Annotated in this window: 14 protein-coding genes; 4 read left to right on the top strand and 10 right to left on the bottom strand. The window is 41.3% G+C overall.

The features are described from left to right. The first annotated feature begins 28 nt into the window (after positions 1-28). A complete protein-coding gene (locus tag MMY79_RS13625; RefSeq protein WP_252609378.1) occupies positions 29-1,309 on the top strand; it encodes an OprD family outer membrane porin in 1,281 nt (426 codons plus the stop codon). Positions 1,310-1,560: 251 nt separating this feature from the next. Further along, positions 1,561-3,759: an OsmC domain/YcaO domain-containing protein gene (locus MMY79_RS13620; protein WP_252609376.1), complete on the top strand. Its 2,199-nt coding sequence runs from the start codon at positions 1,561-1,563 to the stop codon at positions 3,757-3,759. A 65-nt stretch (positions 3,760-3,824) separates the two neighbouring features. On the opposite strand, the gene MMY79_RS13615 is transcribed toward MMY79_RS13620, so the two are convergent. The 4 genes from MMY79_RS13615 to MMY79_RS13600 all read right to left on the bottom strand — a co-directional run bounded on the left by MMY79_RS13615 (position 3,825) and on the right by MMY79_RS13600 (position 8,875). Continuing rightward, positions 3,825-5,495: a GMC family oxidoreductase gene (locus tag MMY79_RS13615; protein ID WP_252609374.1), complete on the bottom strand. Its 1,671-nt coding sequence runs from the start codon at positions 5,493-5,495 to the stop codon at positions 3,825-3,827. Positions 5,496-5,522: 27 nt separating this feature from the next. Further along, entirely contained in the window at positions 5,523-6,416 is an 894-nt protein-coding gene (locus tag MMY79_RS13610) for an alpha/beta hydrolase (RefSeq protein WP_252609372.1), read from the bottom strand. Positions 6,417-6,488: 72 nt separating this feature from the next. Further along, positions 6,489-7,343, bottom strand: coding sequence for an SDR family oxidoreductase (locus MMY79_RS13605; RefSeq protein ID WP_252609371.1), 855 nt, complete (start codon positions 7,341-7,343; stop codon positions 6,489-6,491). A 44-nt stretch (positions 7,344-7,387) separates the two neighbouring features. Next, complete coding sequence (locus tag MMY79_RS13600; protein ID WP_252609370.1) at positions 7,388-8,875, bottom strand: NAD(P)/FAD-dependent oxidoreductase; 1,488 nt, start codon at positions 8,873-8,875, stop codon at positions 7,388-7,390. A gap of 135 nt (positions 8,876-9,010) precedes the next feature. Between MMY79_RS13600 and MMY79_RS13595 the strand changes: the two genes are divergently transcribed. Beyond that, positions 9,011-10,024 carry an AraC family transcriptional regulator gene (locus tag MMY79_RS13595; protein ID WP_252609369.1) on the top strand — a complete coding sequence of 338 codons (1,014 nt, stop codon included), beginning with the start codon at positions 9,011-9,013 and terminating at the stop codon, positions 10,022-10,024. A 45-nt stretch (positions 10,025-10,069) separates the two neighbouring features. On the opposite strand, the gene ttdB is transcribed toward MMY79_RS13595, so the two are convergent. Genes ttdB through MMY79_RS13580 form a run of 3 tightly spaced genes read right to left on the bottom strand, consistent with a single transcriptional unit; the run spans position 10,070 to position 12,922 of the window. Further along, a complete protein-coding gene (gene ttdB / locus MMY79_RS13590) occupies positions 10,070-10,678 on the bottom strand; it encodes a L(+)-tartrate dehydratase subunit beta (protein ID WP_252609368.1) in 609 nt (202 codons plus the stop codon). Then, entirely contained in the window at positions 10,675-11,574 is a 900-nt protein-coding gene (ttdA, locus tag MMY79_RS13585; RefSeq protein ID WP_002163154.1) for a L(+)-tartrate dehydratase subunit alpha, read from the bottom strand. Before ttdA ends, ttdB begins: the two co-directional genes overlap by 4 nt. Positions 11,575-11,623: 49 nt before the next feature. Further along, on the bottom strand, positions 11,624-12,922 hold the full coding sequence (locus MMY79_RS13580) for an MFS transporter (RefSeq protein ID WP_252609367.1): 1,299 nt from the start codon (positions 12,920-12,922) through the stop codon (positions 11,624-11,626). Positions 12,923-13,160: 238 nt separating this feature from the next. On the opposite strand from MMY79_RS13580, the gene MMY79_RS13575 reads away from it, so the two are divergent. Beyond that, positions 13,161-14,081, top strand: coding sequence for a LysR family transcriptional regulator (locus MMY79_RS13575; RefSeq protein ID WP_252609366.1), 921 nt, complete (start codon positions 13,161-13,163; stop codon positions 14,079-14,081). A 57-nt stretch (positions 14,082-14,138) separates the two neighbouring features. On the opposite strand, the gene MMY79_RS13570 is transcribed toward MMY79_RS13575, so the two are convergent. The 3 genes from MMY79_RS13570 to MMY79_RS13560 form a co-directional block, all read right to left on the bottom strand. After that, on the bottom strand, positions 14,139-15,017 hold the full coding sequence (locus MMY79_RS13570; protein WP_252609364.1) for a class I SAM-dependent methyltransferase: 879 nt from the start codon (positions 15,015-15,017) through the stop codon (positions 14,139-14,141). A gap of 113 nt (positions 15,018-15,130) precedes the next feature. Further along, a complete protein-coding gene (locus MMY79_RS13565; protein ID WP_252609362.1) occupies positions 15,131-16,654 on the bottom strand; it encodes an NAD(P)/FAD-dependent oxidoreductase in 1,524 nt (507 codons plus the stop codon). A 22-nt stretch (positions 16,655-16,676) separates the two neighbouring features. Further along, complete coding sequence (locus MMY79_RS13560) at positions 16,677-17,510, bottom strand: SDR family NAD(P)-dependent oxidoreductase (RefSeq protein ID WP_252609359.1); 834 nt, start codon at positions 17,508-17,510, stop codon at positions 16,677-16,679. Between the last annotated feature and the right edge of the window lie 53 nt (positions 17,511-17,563).

Here is a 17,563-nt window from a genome sequence, read left to right as displayed (position 1 = left end):
ATTAAAAATTAAATAGTTGAGATAAAAAATGAAAAATACACCATTGTGGGTGGGGGTATGCTTGTGCCCATTATTTAGTCAAATTGTGCATGCCGAGTTTATTGCAGACAGTAAAGCTGAGCTGACACTACGTAATTTTTACTTTGACCGAGACTATAAAAAAGATCCATATCCCTATACAGCAGCCAGAGATTGGGCGCAGGGTCTAATTTTTAAAGGCCAGTCTGGTTATACCGAAGGAACAGTTGGGTTTGGTGTCGATGTACTGGCAATGGCAGGTTTTAACCTGATGGGGAGCCGTGCTGATGACTATGCACGTAGTGGCTTGCTTCTAGTTAATACTGATAACTCACGTGACGATTATTATGGAAAAATAGGTATTACTGGGAAGGCCAAATTTAGAAAAAATGAGCTTTTTGTGGGTGATCTAGTTCCACAATTACCAACCATATTTTCATCGCCAGCGCGTTTGTTCCCTCAGACTTACCGCGGTATCCACTTTGTTTCAAATGAAATTCCAAACCTTCAACTTGAAGGCTTTTATGTCGACGAAGTTCGTCAACGTGATTCGATTCGTTATACCGATGTTGGAACGGACAATATTAACCATCGTTTTGACAAAGCGGCAACTACTGATTCTTTTTATACATTAGGTGGAAGCTATCAGTTAAAGGACTATCGTCTACGAGCTTACCATGCTGAACTGAAAGACATTTACCAGCAACAATTTTTGGGCTTTAACGGAAAACAACCTTTAAATGATCAGCTTGATTTTTTAAGTGATGTGCGTTTCTTTAATAGTGAAGAAACTGGAAGCAAAAAAATAGGAGAGGTCGATAACCGCCATATTAGTGGCCTGTTTGGTTTGAACTATCAAAATCATACGGTTTCTTTGGGCTACATGCAGGCTTTTGGTTCAACTGGTCTGCCATTTTTGTCGGGAACTGAAAGTCCGGTTGTGCTTGATTTTATGAGTTCGGACTATTCAAATAAAGACGAAAAAGTCTATTCGATTCGTTATGAGTATGACTTTAAAAATGCGCGGGTAGGTGATGTTTCATTAAATGGACTACGCTTTATGACTCGCTACGCAAAAGGTGAAGATATTGATTTATTGCAATATGGCGACCAACGTTTTAAAGAAGAGTCGATGGAATTTGATTTGGGCTATAAAATTCCTGAAGGTAAGTTAAAAGGTTTGGGAATGCGAGCTCGTTTTTCTCACTATCGCAATGACATGCCTACCAATATGACATTCCATTCGGCAAATGAAACTCGGTTGAATGTCGATTACACCTTTAAGTTTTAACGCTCAATATTTAAGTAAATTAAAAACGAGTTAAAACATTGTGAGCAGCAATGTTTTAACTTTAGTTATCAACTGCACAAAATCCCTCTATAATACCGCCAATCTTATTAAAGCCAATTGAGTCGTTCATTAAACACATGGCTTTAATCTCTCATTTTTTAAGTCAATTTCTTAGCTGTGATTCGGCTTATTTTTCAATATTTAGAATTTTATGTGTCTGTGCTGACACATAAAAATATTTAGGTGCCAGCATGGAAATCAAGGTTAATTATCTCGACAATCTTCGACAGGAAGCTAAGTTCGATGACTTTACGGTAATTGCCGATCAACCAATTCGCTACAAGGGTGATGGTTCGGCACCGGGCCCATTTGACTATTTTTTAGCATCGTCAGCATTGTGTGCAGCGTACTTTGTAAAAGTGTATTGTGCAGCTCGAGATATCCCAACCGATAACATTCGTTTATCGCAAAATAATATTGTTGATCCTGAAAACCGCTACAAACAAACCTTTAAAATTCAAATTGAATTACCAGCCGATATTTCAGAGAAAGATCGCCAAGGAATTTTACGTTCGATTGACCGTTGTACTGTTAAAAAAGTGATTCAAACGGGTCCCGAATTTATTATTGAAGAAGTTGAAAGTATCGATGCAGATGCACAAGCATTGTTATTGCCAAGCTTAACTTCAGAAAGCCATACTTTTATTCAAGGTAAAGACCTGCCATTAGAAGAAACCATTGCTAATATGTCTGCCATTTTGGCAAATTTGGGCATGAAGATTGAAATCGCATCTTGGCGTAATATTGTTCCAAATGTATGGTCATTACACATTCGTGATGCACAGTCTCCGATGTGTTTTACCAACGGTAAAGGTGCAACTAAAGAAAGTGCTTTAGCGTCTGCATTAGGCGAGTTTATTGAACGTTTAAACTGTAACTTCTTCTATAATGACCAGTTCTGGGGTGAAGAGATTGCCAATGCTGAATTTGTGCATTATCCAGATGAAAAATGGTTTAAACCGGGTCCAAATGGTGAATTACCTAAGGAAATTTTAGATGAATACTGTCTTGAGATTTACAACCCAGATGATGAGTTACTTGGTACACATTTATATGACACCAACTCAGGCAACGTAGAGCGCGGCATTTGCTCGTTACCTTTTGTGCGCCAGTCTGATGAAGAAGTTGTTTATTTTCCATCAAATTTAATTGAAAACTTGTACTTAAGTAATGGTATGAGTGCAGGCAACACTTTAGAAGAAGCCCAAGTTCAATGCTTGTCAGAAATTTTTGAACGCGCTGTTAAACGTGAAATTTTAGAAGGTGAAATTGCACTTCCAGATGTTCCAGAAGACGTATTAGCAAAATACCCAAGTATTGTTGCTGGTATTAAAGGTTTAGAAGAGCAAGGTTTCCCTGTATTAGTTAAAGATGCATCGTTAGGCGGTCAGTTCCCTGTAATGTGTGTAACTTTAATGAACCCGCGTACGGGTGGGGTGTTTGCATCTTTCGGTGCACACCCAAGTTTTGAAGTTGCGTTGGAACGTAGTCTGACTGAATTGCTTCAAGGCCGTAGTTTTGAAGGCTTAAATGATTTACCACAACCGACTTTCCAAAGTAATGCGGTTACTGAACCGAACAACTTTGTTGAGCACTTTATTGACTCAAGCGGTTTGGTCTCTTGGCGCTTCTTTAGCTCTAAATCTGACTATGACTTTGTTGAGTGGGATTTTTCTGGAGAAGGCGAAGAGTCGAATGCAGAAGAAGCTGCAACATTGTTCGGTATTCTCGAAGAGATGGGCAAAGAAGTGTATATGGCAGTCTATGAGCATTTAGGTGCGACTGCTTGCCGTATTTTAGTACCAGATTATTCAGAAATTTATCTGGTTGAAGATTTGATTTGGGACAATACCAATAAGGCACTTTCATTCCGTGAAGATATTCTAAATCTGCATCGTTTGGATGATGAACAGCTTGAGGCGTTGGTTGAGCGCTTAGAGGAATGTGAGCTAGATGATTACACTGAAATCACCACACTCATTGGCATCGAATTTGATGACAATACAGTTTGGGGACAGCTCACAATTTTAGAGTTGAAATTGCTGATTTATGTTGCTTTACAACAATTTGAAGAAGCAAAAGAGCTTGTCGAAACTTACTTGCAATATAACACCAACACTGTTGAGCGTGGCTTGTTCTATCAGTGCATGAACGTGGTGCTTGAAGTGATGTTAGATGAAGAGCTAGAGCTTGAAGACTATCTAATTAACTTCCGCCGTATGTTTGGTGATACACGAATGGATGCAGTATTAGGTTCTGTTGATGGTAGTGTTCGTTTCTATGGCTTAACACCAACAAGCATGAAATTAGAAGGACTTGATCGCCATTTACGTCTGATCGAGAGCTATAAAAAATTGCATGCAGCTCGTGCTAAAGCCGTAGCGATGTAATTTAAAAAACGAAATAAAAAAAGCCTATTTAAAAATAGGCTTTTTTTATAAAACAAATTTCTATCTTAAGCCGATGCTTTCGTGATCTCTGCGTTTTCTGTATCTGCTCTATGGTCTTGTTGCTCATCCAAAGTATGCTTAGCTGGAATATACGACATTGCACGTTCTGCTAAAGCTGTAATGGTAAGACTTGGGTTAACGCCCAAATTGGCACCTAACATTGAGCCATCTACAACGTATAAGTTTTTATAGTTAAAGACACGGTTTTGTCCATCTACCACGCCACGTTCTGGGCTTGAGGAAATTGCACAACCACCCATACAGTGGGCTGTAAAAGGCACGTTAAATAAAATTTCGGTAATGGTTGTCATTGGATGGCCATTAAACATTTTGGCAACTTTTTCAGTAAAGGTATTGGCCTGTGGAATATAAACCGGTAGCTTTTTCCCTTCGCTCGATAACACCTTACCAAAAGGCCAAAACCAATTACGTTTCAAACGCATGTTAATTGAAGCATCGGCAGTTTGCATCACTAAGAAAATTAAAGTTTGTCGTGCAAAACCAACTGGATTACTCATGCGTAGAAAAATAAATGGATGGCAGATGAGTGCCCATAACCAGAAGAAAATACGCGTCCAACCCGGTTTACCTTTTGCCATGTATGTACACATCAGGCCCATTGCATCGGAACCATTTTGATAGCGAGTCGCTTCAATGTGAGTGTCATGGTCAATGTAAATACTTGAACCAATGGCAACACCCTTACTCATGTCGACATCTTTACCAAAAAAGCGCACACCTAAAATCGACTCGGCATTGGTACGTACCCGATTACCCAAATCATCAGAAACATTTGGCAGAGAACCAGACTGTTTTAAGCGGAACAACATCTCTTGAGTACCCAAAGATGATGCCGAGAAAATCACATTTCGAACACGCCAAGTACGGCGCTGTTTGTTAAACCATGAGCTTGAACATTCAGTCGTGACTTCATAACCATCGCTGCCATCTGCTTTACCATTGAGTGGTTTAACGTCAACAACTTTGGTTTCTTCGTAAACCTTGGCGCCTTTTTTTTCGGCAAAGTATAAATAATTTTTATCTAAGGTATTTTTTGCGTTGTGTTTGCAACCCGTCATACAGCCGCCACATGCGGTGCAGGTTGCACGATCTGGACCTTCGCCATTGAAATATGGGTCAGGATAGGTTTTACCGCCTTCTTCACCTTCTGGTGGGAAGAAGGTTGCAACACGAGTTGGTTTAAACGTGTGCCCAACTCCAACTGCGTCGCCCATTTTTTTAAGCATCAGGTCGGCAGGTCCAAAGATTTTATTATCAGTCACCCCAAGCATGCGTTCTGCTTCAGCATAGTGTTGCGGCATTTCACTTTTCCAGTCCGCAGCATCCGCCCATGTGCCTTCATCCCAAATATGTTCAGGTGGGACGAGTAGAGTGTTGGCGTAGGTAATGGAACCACCACCCACGGCATTACCACAAATAATGGTGACATGACGGAAAAAACGCATATTGAAATAGCCGAATAACTTCATACCAGGTCGCCAAACCCAGCGGCGGGTATTCCAGTTGTTTTTGGCAAAATCTTCAGCTTTCCAGCGTCGCCCCATTTCCATTACAGCAACTGAGTAGCCTTTTTCGGTTAGACGGCAAGCAGAAACACTACCACCAAAGCCTGAACCAATAATGAGATAATCATAGTCATAATTGTTTGTTGTCATGCCGAGGACTCCTGTCTGGCGATATTTTTATAGTGACTCGGTATATTTATGGATGAATCGACCAATGTTCTGAATGGAATCATTAGACTCTTTTAGTATACCTGCGTGGAATTGAAAAACATGTCCGACTCGGTCATAAACCTTTAAGTTTGTCGGAATACTGTGCTTTTCAGTCTGTTCAGCAAGACGTTTTGCATCATCCAATAAAACCTCTTCTGTACCCACATGAATCAAAACAGGTGGTAATCCAGTTAAGTCAGCATAGAGTGGCGAACAGGTTGGATCGGTTGCCGATTTTTGTCCGCAATAGTTTTTTGCACACCAAACTAACCAGTCCTCTGACAACATCGCATCTTGATTAGCATGAGTTTTCATAGAGTTTCCAGAAAGACTTAAGTCAACCCAAGGTGAAAGTAAAACTAAAGCCGCGGGCAAGGGTAACCCTGCATTTCGTATCGCAATTGCAGTACTTAAACTTAGCCCACCTCCAGCAGAGTCACCAGCAATCACGAGTTTTTTCGGGTCTTGTCCTTGGGCAAGTAACGCTTTATAGACTGCAATGGCATCTTCAATAGCAGCAGGACTTGTGTGCTCTGGAGCTAAACGATATTCAGGTAACCAGACTTGTGCCTGAGCGACATGTCCGATTTGGGCAGCAAGCTTGGTGTGACTTTTTGAGCTACCCACCACATATCCACCGCCATGCAAATACAAGATGCCGAGTCCTGATTGAGTCATTTTGGGCTGAATATGAACTGTTGGTACTTGAGCAATTGATTGTTTTTTTGTTTTATAGCCACGTGGCCCCAGCACAATAGCACTGGCTGCATTGCTACAAAAACGCTGTAACTTTAGTGGTGTTTTAGGGGATAAAGCTGGACGTAGCGTGGTACGGATAGTCCATGCAAGAAGCTGCTTCATAATAAGGACTCATACTAAGCCTGTAATGACGGTCAGCATCTCTTAAAATGAAGAGTATGCTGACCACTATTTTTATTTTGCTGATTTGTTGAGTAGACGAGTTTGCAAGGCAGTTGCGGTTGCAAAAATCTTTTGATAACCCTGTGGAAGAATACGCTGGATCACATCAACGGCTTTTGCATCGGCTCCGATCAATAAGCGGCGACGGTCTTTACGAACAGCTTCTAAAATTTGTTGAGCTGCATCATCCGCAGGGGTGCGAAGTAATTTATCGAAAGCATCCTGACTTTTTAAAGGATCCATTCCTAAAGACTGGACGCTATTATTCATGCGGGCAGCTTTGGCAATATTGGTACGAATACCACCCGGATGCACACAGGTCGCACTCACTCCAGCATTTTGTAGATCGAGTTCTTGGCGCAATGATTCAGTAAAGCCACGAACGGCAAATTTACTGGCGTTATAAGCACTTTGGGTCGGTTGAGCTGTTAAGCCAAACATACTAGAAATATTAATAATATGCCCATCACCACTTTGCTTTAAGTAAGGTAAAAATTCTTTTGTGCCATAAACCACGCCCCAAAAGTTAATACCAATGAGCCATTCAAGATCTCCATAGCTTACACCTTCAGCCGTGCTACCTATTGCAACACCCGCATTATTAAAAATAAGGTTAACTTGGCCATGTTCATTTACAACAGATTTTGCCCAAGTTGCCACTTCATCACGCTTAGCCACATCGACTTTTTGAGTGGTTACTTTGACAGAATAGGCTGCTAAAAGTTCGACTGTTTTGGCTAATCCGGCTTCACTGATATCGGAAAGTGCTAGATGGCAGCCTTGTTTTGCTAGTGCAATGGCAAGTGCCTGTCCAATACCAGAACCCGCACCTGTCACAGCTGCAACTTTGTTTTTAAAAGACTTCATAAAATTCTCCGTTTATTTTTCTCATTTCCTAGGGTGAAGCTTGTTTAAGAAATAGTCGAAACTTGAGTGTAGTTTTCAACATCAAAGCGACGAGTACGTTGACGATACTCAAGAGTAAAACCTGGCCAGTTATTGGTATTTTTGCCATCAGCAGTCTGATACCAACTGGTACAACCTTGAGCCCATACGGTTTTTTTCATTTTTTCTTGAATGCTTTGATTAAACTCATGTTGAACTTCTGCACGAACATTGGTGAACAGAAGTTTGTTTTGTAGGGTTGTCTGGAGGGCATCTAAAATATAATTCACTTGGCTTTCAATCATATAAACAATTGAGTTGTGTCCAAGATTAGTGTTTGGACCATAGAGCATAAAGAAGTTTGGAAAGCCGCTAACAGTTAAACCGAGATAAGCTTCTGCACCGTTTTTCCATGTGTCTTTTAAGGTGCGGCCATCAAGACCTGTAATCTGCATTGGTGCCATAAACTCTGTTGCGGCAAAGCCTGTACCATAAATAATGGTATCGACTTCACGCAGATTTCCTTCCGTATCTAAAATGCCGTTTTCGGTAATTTCTTGAATGCCAGTATTAATCACATCGACATGAAGTTGAGTGAGCGCTTCATACCACTGATTCGAAATCAAAATACGTTTACAACCAATTGGATAATCCGGCATTAAACGGTGGCGTAACTTCCCATCTTTGACGACTTTACGAATGTGGCGCTGGAATAAATATTCGACCAAAGGCATTTCATTGAGTGACGTTGTGAAAGCCAGCAAACGAATTTCATGGTTTCCGTATTGCAATACACGATCCAGACTTTGCAAAATTGGAAGTTTACGGAACGCTTTTTTCTCTAAAGGCTGGTAAACCCGATCAGGTTTAGGAATCACGTAAGGTGCAGAGCGTTGATAAACATCGAGATGCGCTACTTGTTTTTCAATTTCAGGTACGAATTGAATTGCACTTGCACCCGTACCAATCACTGCAACACGTTTGTCAGTTAAGTCATAGTCATGATCCCAACGCGCTGAGTGAAATGCCTTACCTTTGAAGTTTTCAATACCTTTGAGTTTTGGATAAGCAGGGCGGTTGAGCTGACCTACAGCACCGACTAAAAACTCGGCTTCAAAACGTTCACCAGTCGTACTTTGGATGTGCCATACACCTTGTAATACATCGAATTCGGCGCTGGCTATTTCAGTATTAAATTGAATGTGCGGGCGAATTTCATATTTATCAGCACAGTGGCGTAAATATTGATAAATTTCCTGAGAAGTTCCGTAGCGCTTTTTCCATCCTAGCTCTTGTTCAAAAGAAAAAGAGTACAGATGTGATGGCACGTCACATGCAGCACCCGGATAAGTATTGTCACGCCAGACACCACCGACATCGGCAGCTTTTTCAAACAAGGTAAACTGGTTGAATCCTGCCTGTTTCAGCCGGATTGCAAGACCTAAACCTCCAAAGCCAGTTCCAATGATGGCGATACGTATATTTTTATTTGAATTAGTCGACGAATTAAACATAGGCTGCTCTAAATCCTTAAAAACAGTGGGCGAAAGAATCGCAATTTTCTGTATGCAGAATAGACGTTTATTTGCTTGATTTAGAGGATGGATGAGGACAAAATATTGTGATTCGAGGACATTTTGGGAAGTACAGTGACGTACGCTTGGGCATTTGAACGCAGCATACATAGTGTTCGGTTAATGGCTGATTTTGCAGTACAAGCAGGCGCTTCTTATCAGACCATTTTAGATAGAACAGGCTTAAGTCAACAGCAGTTGCTCGACCCGAATATGGTGGTGTCAGGGCAACAGGAATTACAGCTCATTCATAATTTGGTTGCACAGTTTCCAGACCGACCAGTGTTGGGCTTAGAAGTAGGTACACGCTATCATTTCACAACATTTGGGCCATTAGGTATGGCGCTGATGAGTAGTGCCAGCATTCGTGAAGCACTAGATTTAGCTCTCACTTATTTTTCACTTACTTTTGCTTTTACCCGATTTGTCGTTTCAGATACTGATGCTGGAACACGTGTCGATATTGAAGATGACGGTATTCCAGTATCAGTTCGACAGTTTATTATTGAACGGGATGTTGCAGCACTCATCACCGTGCAGCGTGATTTAACACAAGATGATTTTTGCCAATATTTGGCTTTTTCTTTTGAGCCTACAGGTAATTTAGAAGCTTATGAAAAATTATTTGGGGTCATGCCTGAATTTGGTTCGAGTAAAAGTTTTGTTTTGCTTGATGCACAAAAAATTAATCAAAAGCTGCAAATGGCAAATGAGCTGGTGCTACATACAGCTGAAGAACAATGTCGGCAAATTTTAGATAAGCGCCAATCACAAAAGAAATTTATTAATTTGGTACAACAGCAATTAATGAATCTACGAGGCGAAATGCCTTCTATGGAAATGGTTGCCAATCGTTTGCATTTAAATGCTCGTACTTTACGCCGTCATTTGGCTTCAGAAGGGATGACCTTCATTCAAATACGTGAAGAAGTCAGGCAAGTTTTGGCAGAACAATATCTAGCTTTGCCTAAAGTATCTATCGAACAGATTGCCGAGTGGTTAGGTTATGCCGAGCCTGCCAGTTTTATACATGCCTATAAAAGATGGCATGGGAAAACACCTCATGCGATGCGTTTAGTACAAAAATAAGAAAGATGAAGGGTGCTTTTGTTTTCCCTTCATCTAAAGAGTGGTTTATTTAATAAAGCTCAGCTGCTTGCTGATTTTTTCTAAAATCGGGCCTTTCTTGGCCTGAAACTCAACTTTGTTTTGTTGAATCAGGTTATTGCCTTTAGTATCGATAGAAATAATGAGGGGACCAAATTCTCTCACTCGATTTATCCAAAGCGTTTCTGGCATACCTAAATCTTGCCATTCAGCACCTTCAATCTCTTCAACTAAGGTTGCTGCGAGCACTGCGCACCCACCTGGGAAAATCGCATGAACGGCAATATTTTCCTGACATCCAGCAGCCGTTTCTGGCCCCATGCCACCTTTACCTACAATGAGCTTAACGCCAGTTTGCTTGATAAATTCCCGTTCGAATTTTTCCATTCGCATACTGGTTGTTGGCCCAATCGAAACCATTTCGAAGTCGTTTTCACCTTTCTTACGTACAATAGGGCCGGCGTGAAAAATCGCTCCTCCTTCAAGGTTAACTGGTAGTTCTCGACCTTGTTCGATTAGTCTGCGATGGGCAACGTCACGACAAGTTACCAAACGGCCAGTCAAATAAACGACATCACCGACTTTAAGGTCTAAAAGGTCTTCATCTTTAATAGGAGTTGTGAGAATTTTTTTCATAGTACAACTCCTTCATGAGACAAGATTTCATACGACATATCTGGGTTAATCTTAATTTTGCCACGGCGATGTGCCCAGCAACCTGTATTTACGGCAACCCCAATGGTTGATGGGTGGCGTGCAGAAGATTCAATATTGACTCCCATCACACTGTTATTCCCTGTGAGTCCCTGCGGGCCAATGCCAATTTCATTAAGACCTTGTTCTAACAGTTGTTCCATTAAGGCAGCGCGTGGATTATCACTGGTTGAGTCAACTGGACGCATAATCGCGAGTTTAGAAAGACGAGCTGCGGTTTCAACCGAAGTTGATACGCCAACACCAACCAGTAACGGTGGACAGGCATTTACGCCGCGTTCGGTAATAACATCCATCACAAATTCAGCAACACCTTCATAGCCTTGACCTGGCATTAAAACTTTTGCCGCACCCGGTAGGGTACAACCGCCACCTGCCATATAGACATCAATGGTACAAGTGTCGAGTTCAGGCACAATACGCCAGTCTAACCATGGAATTTGAGTACCAGTATTGGTGCCCGTATTTTTTTCATCAAAGGTTTCAACAGCGTTGTGGCGTAAAGGACCTATACGAGTTGCTTCAGCAGTTGCTTCGCTCAAAATATCTTGAAGTTCACCAAGCAAAGGGAAGTTCGCACCTGCTTCAACGAAATATTGAATGACACCCGTGTCTTGGCAGCTTGGGCGGTTGAGTTTATCCGCAGCTTGCTGATTTTCTTCCATCGAGTCATAAACTGATTTAGCCAATGGATTGGTTTCTAAAGTACGCAGTTCAATTAACTTGCTTTTCACATCTTTGGGTAGGCGTTTTCCAATATAAGCCGTAAATTTAGCCATGGTGTCCGTAAGGGACTGGACTGCAATATCTTTGTCCATGTTGTGCTCCTTGAAGAAACTTGTTCAGATCTAATTGATGTAAATAGGGTTATTGAGTTGCTTTCGCAGTGTTTACTTTCACTTTTTGGGAGAAGCTCAGCACCAGTGTTAGTAAGGTCGAAATAATGAGTAGGCCTGCCACAAAATAGAGTCCACCTGTGAAGTCTCCAGTTTGATCTTTAATCCAGCCGATCATGGCAGGGCCTGCAAACCCACCTAAATTTCCGATTGAGTTGATAGTGGCAATGCCTGCCGCTGCGGCTGATCCTGACAAAAACATAGTTGGCATGCTCCATAGCGGTGGCTTGGCACAGCTAATACCGACATTGACAATGGTAAGTGCTGCAATTAATCCAATGACATTATGTGTTCCAGCCGCAATTGCGAGACCAACCGCTGCAGTTAAACACGCGAGAGCAACATGCCATGTACGTTCATTGGTGCGGTCAGAGTGTCGAGACCATAAAACCATGGCAATCACAGAAACAATTGGTGGAATAGCATTTAAAAGCCCGACAGTCATAGACGTTACGCCAAGCTGTTTAATAATTTGCGGTGCCCAGATGCCGAGGGTATAAAGCCCAGCCGATGTTCCAAAATAAATCAACGCAAGGGCGAGTACCCGTGGGTTAGCAAGACCGCGAAGAATGCTGTGATGCTGATGAGTATTTTTTCCGACATCTTCTTCCTTCATGGTTTTTATAAGCCATTCGCGTTCATCCTGTTTTAACCAAGTAGCTTGTTCAGGGCGGTCAGTCATATATTTAAAAACGACAACGCCTAAGATGAGTGCTGGTATTGCTTCAATAATGAACATCCACTGCCAGCCAGCGAGTCCCCCAATTCCATGCATTTCAAGTAATGCGGCAGAGATTGGTGAGCCAACTGCCGTGGCAATAGGAGCGGCTGCCATAAACAAAGCAATCACACCAGCGCGATGGCGTGCAGGAAACCAGTAAGTTAAGTACAAAATAATGCCCGGAAAGAAACCCGCTTCGGCAACACCGAGTAAAAATCGCATAACGTAAAAGCTGGTTGAGCTTTCTACAAATGCCATACCAGCTGCAATCAAGCCCCAAGTCACCATGACTCGAGCAATCCAGATACGGGCACCGACTTTATGCAAAATAATGTTGGATGGGACTTCAAATAAGAAATAACCCAAAAAGAAAATTCCGGCACCAAACCCGAGAACTGAGGCAGTAAAGCCTAGGTCTTCTTTCATGGTGAGTGCGGCAAAACCAATATTGACGCGATCGATATAGGCTACAAGGTATAACAACATAATAAACGGTACGATTCTCCATGTGATTCGACGTAACGTTCGCTTTTCAATATCCATTTCCATGTCATGACTCCATATTCATGACTACCAATCCTGATTGGTAGTTTTCGCTTTCTTTACCGCTATTCATTCGGCTAGATGGCTTTTTCCCGTTCATCCACAGCATTCCTTCTGCGGACGTTTTTATGCTCTTAAATAAGAGGCGACTTATGTCGGGAAACAATGAAATGGATGTTAAACCCTTTAAAAAACTGATGAATCGATATAAAGTTAAATCACTATTGCAAAAAACTTAATAATCATGAATGCAGATACGGAATTAGCTTTCTTTTGTTTATTGGTAAAACAAGGAAGTCTTGTCGCGACGGCACGAGAGTTAAACTTGACTCCGCCTGCGGTTTCTAGACGTTTAACTCAACTTGAAGAGCGTTTAGGAGTAAGGCTCTTAAATAGAACAACACGCCGAATTAGCTTAACCAGTGAGGGTGAGGTTTACTTTGAAAATGCGGTTCGTATTTTAAAAGAGATCGATGAAATGGAGCGTTTGGTTTCAAGTAGTCGGGCAGCTCCCAAAGGTGTATTGCGTGTGAATGCTCCTTTAGGATTTGGCCGCTCATATATTGCGCCAGCCATTTCTACATTTGCTAAAATTTATCCTGATGTCGAGGTTCAACTACATTTAACTGATCGCCCTATTAATCTGCCAGATGAAGCAATTGATGTCTCAATTCGATTTGGTGAAATACCCGATTCACGTCTAATTGCCAAGAAGTTGGCAGCCAACCGCCGTTTGTTATGCGCCTCACCTAGCTATTTAAAAATGGCAGGGCAACCGCTCACTCCCCATGATTTAACGCAGCATCAGTGTATTGTGATTCGGCAAAATGATTCTGCTTATGGTAATTGGCGGTTAAGTCATGGCAAACAAGTTGAAACTGTTAAAGTTCATGGACAACTGAGTACGAATGATGGGGCAGTTGCATTAAATTGGGCTTTACAAGGCTACGGTATTTTGATGCGAGCAGAGTGGGACGTAGCAAAATATTTAAGAAGTGGCAGATTGGTTCAAGTGCTAGAGGACTATGAAACACTACCAGCAGATGTCTATGCGGTGTATTTAGAGAGACTAAATTTGTCACCTAAAGTCGCGCACTTTTTAGATCATTTACGTCAATTTTTAAATCAGCATGTTGATGGACCAGAGCCGCGTTCAAGCTGGTAATGATGGTATTAACCTTGATTAAGAAAGCCAACTTAATGCCTAAGTTGGCTTTCAATATTAGTTTTTGTTTAAACGTAAATGCAATAAACGCGTTGCTGAAGTGTGGCGAATTTCATCGATTCGTGCATTAAAATATCGCTCAGTAATGGCTTCACCTGAAAGATCTTCGACGACTTTAAATCCCATTTGCTCCACGGCATGATGCAAATCTGCTGGTTTAAATTGACCTAATAAAGGTTCTTTCAGCAAATGGGTAAACTGTGCAACGCCCATACTTCCAAGTCGCTCAATACCATTCAATTCCTGAAAATCGGTCGAATAGTCGAGTACCACTTCACTACCGCTTGCAGCAAATTCAGCAATACTTTTTAGCGTCTGTAAGGTCGTTTGAGGGTTTAAATAGTGGGTTGTTCCTAACCATGAAAAAAAAGCTGGAGTGGAAGGTTCATAGACACTTCTGGTCAAGGCTTCCGAAATAGACTCTTTTTCAAAGTTAATCGCGACAAACTCAACGGTAGCAGGAATATTTCCTAGCTTTTTTAGCTTGGCTTGTTTAGCAGCTTGAGTATCAGGATGATCCACTTCAAAAATTTTCAAAGTAGGATAATGGTGCGATTCGCGTAGTACAAAAGAGTCTAGACCTGCACCCACTAATACATATTGTTGAGTATTTTGCTGAACTGCCTGATCAAGTAAATCTTCGGCATAACGGGAGCGTCCAACCACTTGTCCAGTAAGTAAACCTAAAGTGCGGTTTAAAACTGCAGAATTCATCACTTTAACAATAAATGAGTTGGAGAGAAGTTTTTTCCAGCTTTTACTGGTCAGCTCAAAAGCATAAGGATCTGAAAATACAGGGTTCTTTGTATTTTGAAAATGATTGGCCCGTAATGCAGCAGCAGCTTCGGCGGTACGGCTTGATTGACCTTCTTTCATCTTTATCCTGTTTTTTTATTTCTTGAAGATATTCAACGAAGAAGGCAGTGTATTTCATGAAAACCTAAAATACACTGCCTATTTCTTACAAGTGATTTGATCGAAATTACAAATTAATGAGTTTTTGTCGTTTGATACGTCACTTCATAATCTTTCAAATCTACCTTCTTCAAACGTTGTTTTAGCTTTTTCAATGACCAAGGCCATGCAGCAAAATTACGTCCGTTTGCATCAAGATAATAGCTCTTACAGCCACCACTATTAAATACAGTTGTTTGTAAGTGTTTTTGCACCAAGTCATTATGCTTTTTCAGCACATCAGGTTTAACGTTTAACTTACTAATCCCTTGGTTTTTAATTTTCAACAAGCCATCTACGATGTAGTCTAGCTGCGCTTCTGCTAGACCAATAAAAGAGTCATAAACCAGTACATTCGGTCCTAAAATTAAAAATGCATTTGGTACATTTTCAATGTTGGTGCCTAAGTAAGCCTCTGGAGAACTACTTTTCCATATATCCTGTAAACATTGACCTTTTTCATTGTGGACACGTTTACCAATTGGTGGATGAGAGACCTCAAAACCTGTACCCCAAATAATTACATCAACTTCATGGCGTTCACCGTTAGCAGCAACAACAGTATTGCCCTCAACTTTAACTAAACCATGGGGAATAAGAGATGTGTTTGATGCTTCTAAAGCAGGATAATAATTGTTGGCAAACAAAATGCGTTTACAGCCAATATCAAAGTTTGGTGTTACATTTTTACGTAGCACAGGGTCATTAATTTGCAATTTAAGTAATTGCTTACCCAGTACGTTGACTGGTTTTAGTGCAAGTGGGTTACGTAAACCAAAGTTAATTGCATTAAGCGTTAACGCTACACTTTTACGCCAGCTCGCCTGAATAGAGGGATATTTAGCAATCACTGATTTACTAAACTCGCCTAAGTCCGTATCTGGTTTTGGTAGTACCCAAGGGGCTGTACGTTGGAACACAAAAAGCTCTTTTGCTTTTGGTTGAATTTGTGGCACAAACTGAATGGCAGATGCACCTGTACCAATCACGGCAATACGTTTACCCGTTAAATCATAATCATGGTTCCATTTAGCTGAATGGAACATCTCGCCTTTAAACGTATCTAAACCTTCAAGACGTGGGATTTGAGCTTCAGTAATTGGGCCTGTGGCAAAAATAACGGTTTTAGATAAATACTGGCCTGTAGTCGTATCAAGTACCCACACATGACGTGAGTCATCCCATGCGGCATTCAGCAGTTCGCTATTAAACTCGATTTTAGATGCAACATTAAACTCGTTACTCACATCTTCAAGATAACTTAAGATTTCTGGTTGGCGCGCAAATAAATGGCTCCATTTTGCACTTGGTGCAAACGAGTAAGAATAAAGCGCAGATGGCACATCACAACCACAACCTGGATAGGTGTTTTCACGCCATGTTCCACCAACACGGCCAGCTTTTTCAATAATTTTATAATTGGTATAACCAACTTGATCTAGACGAATGGCAGCAGCGATACCTGAAATGCCAGCACCCACAATAAAAGTATCGAAAATATGGCTTGGTGATTTGACAGCTTTTTTTGCTGATGCATTTGTTTTCATTTGAGCAGTCATATGTGTACTACCTATAAATTTCTTATTTAAATAATTTGTACGATGTGCCAAGGAACTTGGTATACAAGCTTGGTGATGCACGTTTCATGAGCCAGAATAACTTCGCATCAATTTGAGGAATGGTATAAAGCTCATCCTGATCAAGACGATTAAGGGTTAATCTTGCGACATCATCACTTGTAGTGAGGGCATAGTTCATGAGTGCATGGTCTGCAAGCTTAGAATAACGTCCCGGAATTCGACCATTTTTAATGATATTAGTTGGAACCAAAGTAGGGCAGAGCACATTAACTTTAATATTGAACTTGTGTAGTTCGGCAGAAAGCGTTTCTGAAAGTGCGCGTACACCCGCTTTAGTTACGTTGTAGGCGGTCATTTCTGGTGCAGCTGTATACGATGCCGCAGAAGCAACATTAATAATCGCGCCATAACCTAACTTTTTAAACTTTGGAACAAATGCATGACACCCATGAATAACCCCCCAAAGGTTAATATTCATGACCCAGTTCCAGTCTTCTAGGCTTAGCTCGTCAAACTTACCGCCTAAACCTACACCTGCATTATTAATGAGAAGGGTTACAGGGTGTTGCAGTAAGATTTCCGCAGTTTCAGCGAGATTTGCCACATGTTCGGCATTGCTCACATCACATTGCAGAGCAAAAGCTTTTGCACCCTCTTGTTCAAGAAGTTTTACAGTTTCTTCAGCAGCTTCTAGATTAATGTCTGCACAAACCACACTGCCACCACGTTTTGCCAGTTCAATTGCAAAACTTCGACCAATCCCACTGCCTGCACCCGTCACTACGGCATAAGCTTTTTGGCTTGGTTTAACTTTCTTTTTGCCAAATAAAATCATGATTCATCCATAAATAGCTTGAAGAGATACCAGCTATTAACCTCAATAGCTGG

Source organism: Acinetobacter sp. XS-4 (assembly GCF_023920705.1).
Lineage (GTDB): Bacteria > Pseudomonadota > Gammaproteobacteria > Pseudomonadales > Moraxellaceae > Acinetobacter.
The sequence above is the reverse complement of the archived record's forward strand: the minus strand, read 5'-3'. Positions and strand labels throughout refer to the sequence as shown.

Excerpts from the sequence above, each read along its gene's own strand:
- MMY79_RS13600 (WP_252609370.1), bottom strand. The coding sequence starts at position 8,875 with ATGTTTAATTCGTCGACTAATTCAAATAAAAATATACGTATCGCCATC.
- MMY79_RS13610 (WP_252609372.1), bottom strand. The coding sequence starts at position 6,416 with ATGAAGCAGCTTCTTGCATGGACTATCCGTACCACGCTACGTCCAGCT.
- ttdA (WP_002163154.1), bottom strand. The coding sequence starts at position 11,574 with ATGGACAAAGATATTGCAGTCCAGTCCCTTACGGACACCATGGCTAAA.
- MMY79_RS13625 (WP_252609378.1), top strand. The coding sequence starts at position 29 with ATGAAAAATACACCATTGTGGGTGGGGGTATGCTTGTGCCCATTATTT.
- MMY79_RS13620 (WP_252609376.1), top strand. The coding sequence starts at position 1,561 with ATGGAAATCAAGGTTAATTATCTCGACAATCTTCGACAGGAAGCTAAG.
- ttdB (WP_252609368.1), bottom strand. The coding sequence starts at position 10,678 with ATGAAAAAAATTCTCACAACTCCTATTAAAGATGAAGACCTTTTAGAC.
- MMY79_RS13605 (WP_252609371.1), bottom strand. The coding sequence starts at position 7,343 with ATGAAGTCTTTTAAAAACAAAGTTGCAGCTGTGACAGGTGCGGGTTCT.
- MMY79_RS13570 (WP_252609364.1), bottom strand. The coding sequence starts at position 15,017 with ATGAAAGAAGGTCAATCAAGCCGTACCGCCGAAGCTGCTGCTGCATTA.
- MMY79_RS13615 (WP_252609374.1), bottom strand. The coding sequence starts at position 5,495 with ATGACAACAAACAATTATGACTATGATTATCTCATTATTGGTTCAGGC.
- MMY79_RS13560 (WP_252609359.1), bottom strand. The coding sequence starts at position 17,510 with ATGATTTTATTTGGCAAAAAGAAAGTTAAACCAAGCCAAAAAGCTTAT.
- MMY79_RS13565 (WP_252609362.1), bottom strand. The coding sequence starts at position 16,654 with ATGACTGCTCAAATGAAAACAAATGCATCAGCAAAAAAAGCTGTCAAA.
- MMY79_RS13580 (WP_252609367.1), bottom strand. The coding sequence starts at position 12,922 with ATGGAAATGGATATTGAAAAGCGAACGTTACGTCGAATCACATGGAGA.
- MMY79_RS13575 (WP_252609366.1), top strand. The coding sequence starts at position 13,161 with ATGAATGCAGATACGGAATTAGCTTTCTTTTGTTTATTGGTAAAACAA.